This window comes from Arthrobacter sp. 2YAF22_2, assembly GCF_052114645.1.
Taxonomy (GTDB): Bacteria; Actinomycetota; Actinomycetes; order Actinomycetales; family Micrococcaceae; genus Arthrobacter.
Map to the genome: position 1 here is coordinate 1 of NZ_JBFRFD010000205.1, position 5970 is coordinate 5970.

Below are 5970 nucleotides of genomic sequence, written 5' to 3' on the forward strand. Positions count from 1 at the left end.
CCTCCCAGCCGTGCCACTGAGCCACCTTCGCGGGTTCGCGCAGCATGGTCCAGACCTGCTGGGCGTCGGAGTTGATCACGACGCTGAGATTGTTCGTCATGGGGTGAATCTACAACGCCCGGCCCCGGCGGGGTAGGGCCGCTCAGGCGCGGACGGACTCGAGTTCGTTGCCGATCCGGCGCTCCAGCTCCGGGCCGCCCAGGGTTTGGGAGCCGCCGTGCGCGCGCAGGAAGAGGAGCGCCTCGAGCCGCAGCAGCCGCCATTCACGCTCCGCATCCGGGTTGGAATTGTCGATGGCGCGGAAGATTTCCTTGTCGTACAGGTTGGGCTCGTTCAGCGAACGCTGGCGTACCTTGGCGTTGATCCGGGCCTTGAACGGATCCGACTCCATCGCGTCCGGCGCTCGCAGGAACTTCTCGTAGACGGCGGCGCGGGCTTCCTCTCCGCGCTGCCGGCAAATGTAGCTGGCCAGCGCGAGGGAGGCCTCCACCGAGGACCACCGGCCGGGGTTTCCGTCGAAGGGGAGGACGTTGAGCAGGTCCGCGACCGCGAGGGCGTTGTCGGCGTCCTTAAGCACGACGAACAGCTCATGGGCCAGGTCGCTGAGGTCCTTGAGGCAGCTGCCGGATTTGGTGTTGATGCCCTTGGTGAGCCGGTCGCTGAGCAGCAGCACGCCCAGCGCGTCGGGGTGGGCTTCGGCCGCGGCGTCCACGACGGACTCCGGGGTTCCGGCCGGAACCGGGATCAGGGCCAGGTCCGCTTCGCTGGGGCCGCTGGCAACCGGCGGGGCCACCGGCAGGGGAGGAACGACGACGGCGGGAGCCGCCGGTGCGCTGCCGTCCTCGCCGGGAAGGTGCTGGATCAACTGCAGTTCGGGGCCGTCGTCGTCCGGGCCGCCGTCAGCGGGGGAACCCCCCGCAGGGGACAAATCAGCAGGGGGCAAATCAGCCGGCGAGGCCTCGGTGGACGGTTCCGCCTCGGTGTCCCGGACCAGGACCACGGAGCTGGCGGCGATCCGCAGCACGCCGCCGCCGGTCAGCGTGGCCCGGATGATGGCGGGAGCGCCGAAATCGTCGTTGTCGACGTCCACGTGACGGATTTCCGCGGCGCGCGTGGCGTCGGGCAGGAGCAGCAGATCCCCGGTCCGCAGAGATCCCGCCGGCCGTTCGCTGTAGTTCAGGGAGGCTATGGGGTGGGTCATCTGAGTCCTTAAATTCTCTTCGGGTCCTACTGGCCGACGCCTGCGAAAGCCAGCGCCTGGCGGATCAGGCCGCCGCGGCCGCCGCTGAACTCCAGCTGCACGTCGGGGCTCATCACTTCGTCGGGCGTCATCCAGGTCAGCTCCAGTGCGTCCTGCCGCGGCGAGCATTCGCCGGTGACGGGGATGATGTAGGCCAGGGCTACGGCGTGCTGCCGGTCGTCGGTGAACCCGGTGTGCGACGGGGACGGGAAGTATTCGGCCACGGTGAACGGGACCGGGCTGATCGGCAGCTGCGGGAAGGCGAGCGGGCCGAGGTCCTTTTCCATGTGGCGGAGCAGGGCGGCCCGGATGGTCTCGCGGTAGAGTACCCGGCCGGACACGAGGGAGCGGACCATGGTGCCGTCCTCGTCCGCCTGCAGCAGCGTCCCGACCTCGTTCACAAACCCGAGCGGGTCCAGCCGGACCGGCACGGCCTCGACGTAAACCATGGGAAGCCGGCCGCGGGCCTCGAACAGATCGTCATCGGAGAGCCAGCCGGGATTGGGGTCGGGAGTGCGAACGTTCATGGTTAAGTTCTACCCCATCCCCGTTCGCCGGGTGTGGTCAACCGGCCGGCGACCCCGCCCCCGGCCTGTCCGGCCGCTCGACGCGCCCGGCTCAGTGCGCCGGCGGGGCCTCGGAGATCCAGAGTGCGTGCGGGTGCGCCGCGCTGCCGTCCGCGTCCGGGTTGCCCACGTGCAGGAGGGGCACGGCGGCTCCCTCGACCACCGCCACATCATGCCCTGCCCCGAGGAGCCGTTTCCGCAGCGCGTCGAGGTCGCCGTCGTATTCGAAGCCGAGCCCGGCGTGCCCGGTTCCTGCAGTGGTTCCGGCGCCCACACCGACCATGAGGACCCCGCCGTTTTTGGCCGTGAACGCCTCCGTTTCACCGGGTGCCACTCTGCCGGGCGCCGGCCGGGGGCGGGCGCCGATGTCGCGGAGGGTCCGGGTTGCCGCCGTCGGGTCCGCTGCGAACCAGACGCCGACGACGGCGAGGCCCGGTTGCGCCTCCGCGGAGCCCGCCCAGCTGCCGTCGGACGCGCGCGTTGCCGGGTCGGCCAGGAAACTGAAGCGGTCCGCGGCCGTGACCCGGCAGGATGGGCCGTGGTCCGCCTCGATGAGCTCGGCGGTGGTGCCGTCCGGCGCGCCCGCTTCATTGGTGCGGCGGGCAAATTCCGCCAGGTCGCCGACCTCGACGCCGAACGAGGTGGCGCCCTCGTCCGCCGCGCCCTGCTCGGCGAAGTGCAGCGCCAGGCGGCCCGCGCCGGCGTCGAACTCACGCCAGGTTGGCCCGTCGACCGTCTTGACCATGCCCAAATCTGTCAGCAGGCGCTCCCACTGGTCCAGGCGGGAGGTGAAATGGATGGGGCGGACACGCAGCAAGGTGATCTCCCTGATGATTGGGGGCCGGGAGCACAATAGTGCCATGGCTGCTGAGCTGATGGAACTGCTGGTCAAAGACGCCGCCGAGTGGCGGGCCTGGTTGGAAGCGCACCACACGGACAGCCCGGGCGTGTGGCTGGTGCTGCACAAGAAGGGCGGCTCGGTGACGGAGTTGGATTACGAGGCGGCCCTGCAGGAAGCGCTGTGTTTTGGCTGGATCGACGGCCAGGGCAGGCGCCGGGACGCCGAGACTTCCTTCCAGCGGATGACCCGGCGCGGCCCGAAAAGCGTGTGGTCGGCGCGGAACGTGGAACGCATCGGGCGGCTCGAAGCGGCGGCCCGGATGACCCCGGCCGGCCGGGCCGCGGTTGACAGCGCCAAGGCGGACGGCCGCTGGGAAGCGGCCTATGCGGGCCAGGCGTCCGCGGAAGTGCCGGAGGACCTCGCGGCCGCCATCGCGGCGGACCCGCGGGCGCAGGCCATGTTCGAGGTGCTGACGTCGGTGAACCGGTACGCCCTGATCTACCGGACCAACTCGGTCAAGCAGGCGTCCACGCGGGCGCGCAAGATCGCCGGCTTCGTGGAGATGCTCGCGCGCCACGAAGCGCCCTACCCGCAAAGCCGGCGGCCGGGCCCCGGACGTCCTTGACGGCGGCCTCATAACGGCGCGTCATTGACCGGGTCTTCAGCGGCTTCCCAGTAACTGTCAGGGAAGCCGACAGCCTGGTCTGGCATTATGGCCCAATGCCTACTTTCCAGCACCAGCGTTCTCGCGGCGGCTTGCAGAGCCCCCGCTCGCAGCGCGCGCTGTTCTTTGCCGCCGCCGGCCTGCTGGTGGCGGGGGAAGCGGTGTTCTGGCTGATGCTGGCAGCGGTCCAGACGAACTCGGGGCCCGCCCTGCTCGACGGCGGTGTCCATGCTGCCCTGGTCGAGGGCCGGTCGGCCCTCGCGACCGCCGTCCTGGCGGCCGTCAGCACGGTCACCTCGCCCACCTGGATGACGGCCATCGGGGGCCTGGTGGCCCTCGGCTGGGCAACCCGGAAACGGGAAATCTGGCGTCCGGCGTTGCTCCTCGGCGCCATGGTGGCGACCTTCGGGGCATCCACCATCATCAAGCACCAGGTGGCGCGCGCCCGGCCGTCGGCGGCCGACTTCCTCATGGGCCCGGATGATGCGCTGTCCTTCCCATCCGGACACACTTTCGGTATCGGAGTCTTCGCGCTGGTGCTGGTGTATTTGCTGCTCGGCGGCGCCGGGGCCCGCACGGTCCGGCGTTCGACGGCAGTGCTGGCGTATTCGGCGGCCGCCCTCGGAACCTTGCTGGTGGCGTTCAGCCGGCTCTACCTGGGGTACCACTGGCTGACCGATGTCGTGGCCTCGATGGGCCTGGCGGTCGCCATCACGGGCCTGGTGGTGCTGGTGGACGGCCTGCGCGCCGCGCGGATGTCCATGCGGGCAGAGGCGCCGGCGGCGGTGCCTGACGAGCAGACGCCCGACCCGGGGCATTTGGCGGGGGATACCACGGCGGCTTAGCACCCGCACGGCCTCGCACGGGGGCCCGGTCCGGCGCGCGGTGGCACCAGGCTGGCCTAGAAGGCCACGCCCAGCGCCTGGGCCAGAACCACCGCCGAAGCTGAGGACCACGCCTGCGGATGGCAGGACGCCGGATACGGCACGGCTCGGCCGGACTCCGCCGCGGTGACTCCGGCGAACAGTTCCGGGAGGCGGTGGCCGAACGAGGCGGAGGCTGCCAGCAGGCCCTCGGCGAGGACCCGCGCCTCGGCGCTGAATCCCTCGCCGAGCAGGCCCCGGATGGCGACGGCGGTGTCGTGGCTCCAGACCGAACCGCAGTGGTAGCTGAACGGCCAGARCCCCGACGCGCGCCGGGACAGGGTGTGCAGCCCGTAACCGGAGAACAGCTCCGGGCTGAGCAGCCGGTCTGCCACGAGCCGGGCCTCCGCGGCGTCCAGGATCCCGGTGCCCAGCAGGTGTCCCATGTTCGAACCCGGGGTGTCCAGCGCTTCGCCGTGGCCGTCGAGTGCCATGGCAGGGAAGGCGCCGTCGTCGTCGTGCACCCAAAAGCGTTCGCGGAAGTTCTGCTTCTGCGCCGCGGCGAAGTCGCGGAGTTCCTGCCCGCCGGGTTCGCCGTAGGAGTCGAACAGGTCCGCCGCTGCTACGGCTGCCTGGTATGCGTAGCCCTGCACCTCGGAGAGCGCGATGGGGCCCTCGGCCTGGCGCCCGTCCCGGAACTGCATGGCGTCGCGGGAGTCTTTCCAGCCCTGGTTGCTGAGGCCGTGTCCGGACGTGTCCTGGTAGCTGAGGAAGCCGCTGTTACCGGCGGCCCCGGCGGCCAGCAGCCACTGGGCGGCGCGGGCGGCGTTGGGCAGCAGCGAGCGGACCGCCGCGTCGTCGGTCCCGGCGGCTCCCAGCTCGCCCAGCAGGCACAGCCACAGCGGGGTGGAGTCCACCGCGCCGTAATACACCGGCGGCAGCCGCAGGGCCTGGCTTTCGAGCACGAGCTCCTTTGCCCGCAGCTCGTGCAGGATCTTGCCCGGGTCTTCGGCCGCGGCGGGGTCGGTCCCGGTGCCCTGGTAGGCAGCGAGGGCACGCAGGGTTCCCGCGGCGAGCGCTGGGTCCAGTGGCAGCAACAACCGCGCGGCCCAGAGCGAATCCCGGCCGAAGAGGGTGAAATACCACGGCGCCCCGGCCGCGAGGAAGGGCGCGTCGGGCGCCTTGCGGGTCGCTAGCCGGAGCCCGTCGAGCTCGTCGAGGGAGTTGTCCAGCAGCCAGCCAAGTGCTCCTTCTGGCCGGGACCGGCCGGGGCGGGATGCGGGCAGGCGCGCGGCCACGACGGCGTCCTCGGCGTCGGCCAGAGTGGCCTGCCACTCCGCCGCGAACGGCCGCCCGCGGCCGGCCGTGCCGCGCCAGGTCAACAGCTCGCCACCGCCCACCTTGCCGGCCGCGGCCACCGTCAGGGTCTTGCCGCCCTCGCTCCAACGCAATGAGGAGTCATCCGCCACGGAGGGGCGGAGCGGTTCGCGGAATCGGCCCAGCCGGATGGCGGCCATGTCGGTGAAATCCGCGGCGAGCCGCACCTGGATCTCCGCGTCCAGAGCATCCAGCGACGTGGTCAGGCGCAGCGTCACCCGGACAGCGCCGGGGGTGACGGTCCAGGTCTRCAGGAGCTCGACGGCGGGGTCCTCGGTGGGTCCCTCGATGCCCCTTACCAGTCCACGGACCCGGAGCACGCCGCCGGGCGCGGACTCCACCGTGGCAGGTTCCGGCGCATGCCCGTTGACGGTGACCTCCGCCCGGCACAGCATCCTGGTGTCGCCGTGCAACAGCCC

6 protein-coding genes and 1 pseudogene are annotated in these 5970 nt (G+C 71.3%); 2 read left to right on the plus strand and 5 right to left on the minus strand.

Annotated features, from left to right (window positions below; translation table 11 throughout):
- The 4 genes and pseudogenes from AB4Y86_RS09995 to AB4Y86_RS10010 all read right to left on the minus strand — a co-directional run.
- Nucleotides 1-100, minus strand: a pseudogene (locus AB4Y86_RS09995) (SRPBCC domain-containing protein); the annotation flags it as partial.
- Nucleotides 101-142: 42 nt separating this feature from the next.
- Nucleotides 143-1201 (minus strand): DUF6707 family protein, encoded by a 1059-nt coding sequence (locus AB4Y86_RS10000; RefSeq protein ID WP_441402086.1) that lies wholly within the window; start codon nt 1199-1201, stop codon nt 143-145.
- Between the two features lie 26 nt (nt 1202-1227).
- The gene (locus AB4Y86_RS10005) at nt 1228-1767 is read right to left on the minus strand and encodes an NUDIX hydrolase family protein (protein WP_441402087.1); all 540 of its coding nucleotides are present in this window, start codon (nt 1765-1767) and stop codon (nt 1228-1230) included.
- Between the two features lie 91 nt (nt 1768-1858).
- Nucleotides 1859-2623 (minus strand): VOC family protein, encoded by a 765-nt coding sequence (locus tag AB4Y86_RS10010; protein WP_441402088.1) that lies wholly within the window; start codon nt 2621-2623, stop codon nt 1859-1861.
- A 43-nt stretch (nt 2624-2666) separates the two neighbouring features.
- Between AB4Y86_RS10010 and AB4Y86_RS10015 the strand changes: the two genes are divergently transcribed.
- On the plus strand, nt 2667-3272 hold the full coding sequence (locus AB4Y86_RS10015) for a YdeI/OmpD-associated family protein (protein WP_441402089.1): 606 nt from the start codon (nt 2667-2669) through the stop codon (nt 3270-3272).
- 95 nt (nt 3273-3367) lie between these two features.
- Nucleotides 3368-4156 (plus strand): phosphatase PAP2 family protein, encoded by a 789-nt coding sequence (locus tag AB4Y86_RS10020; protein WP_441402090.1) that lies wholly within the window; start codon nt 3368-3370, stop codon nt 4154-4156.
- Between the two features lie 56 nt (nt 4157-4212).
- Here the strand turns inward: AB4Y86_RS10020 and AB4Y86_RS10025 are convergent.
- A partial coding sequence (locus tag AB4Y86_RS10025) for a glycogen debranching N-terminal domain-containing protein (protein WP_441402091.1) occupies nt 4213-5970 on the minus strand: 1758 nt, incomplete at its 5' end.

Excerpts from the sequence above, each read along its gene's own strand:
- AB4Y86_RS10000 (WP_441402086.1), bottom strand. The coding sequence starts at position 1,201 with ATGACCCACCCCATAGCCTCCCTGAACTACAGCGAACGGCCGGCGGGA.
- AB4Y86_RS10005 (WP_441402087.1), bottom strand. The coding sequence starts at position 1,767 with ATGAACGTTCGCACTCCCGACCCCAATCCCGGCTGGCTCTCCGATGAC.
- AB4Y86_RS10015 (WP_441402089.1), top strand. The coding sequence starts at position 2,667 with ATGGCTGCTGAGCTGATGGAACTGCTGGTCAAAGACGCCGCCGAGTGG.
- AB4Y86_RS10020 (WP_441402090.1), top strand. The coding sequence starts at position 3,368 with ATGCCTACTTTCCAGCACCAGCGTTCTCGCGGCGGCTTGCAGAGCCCC.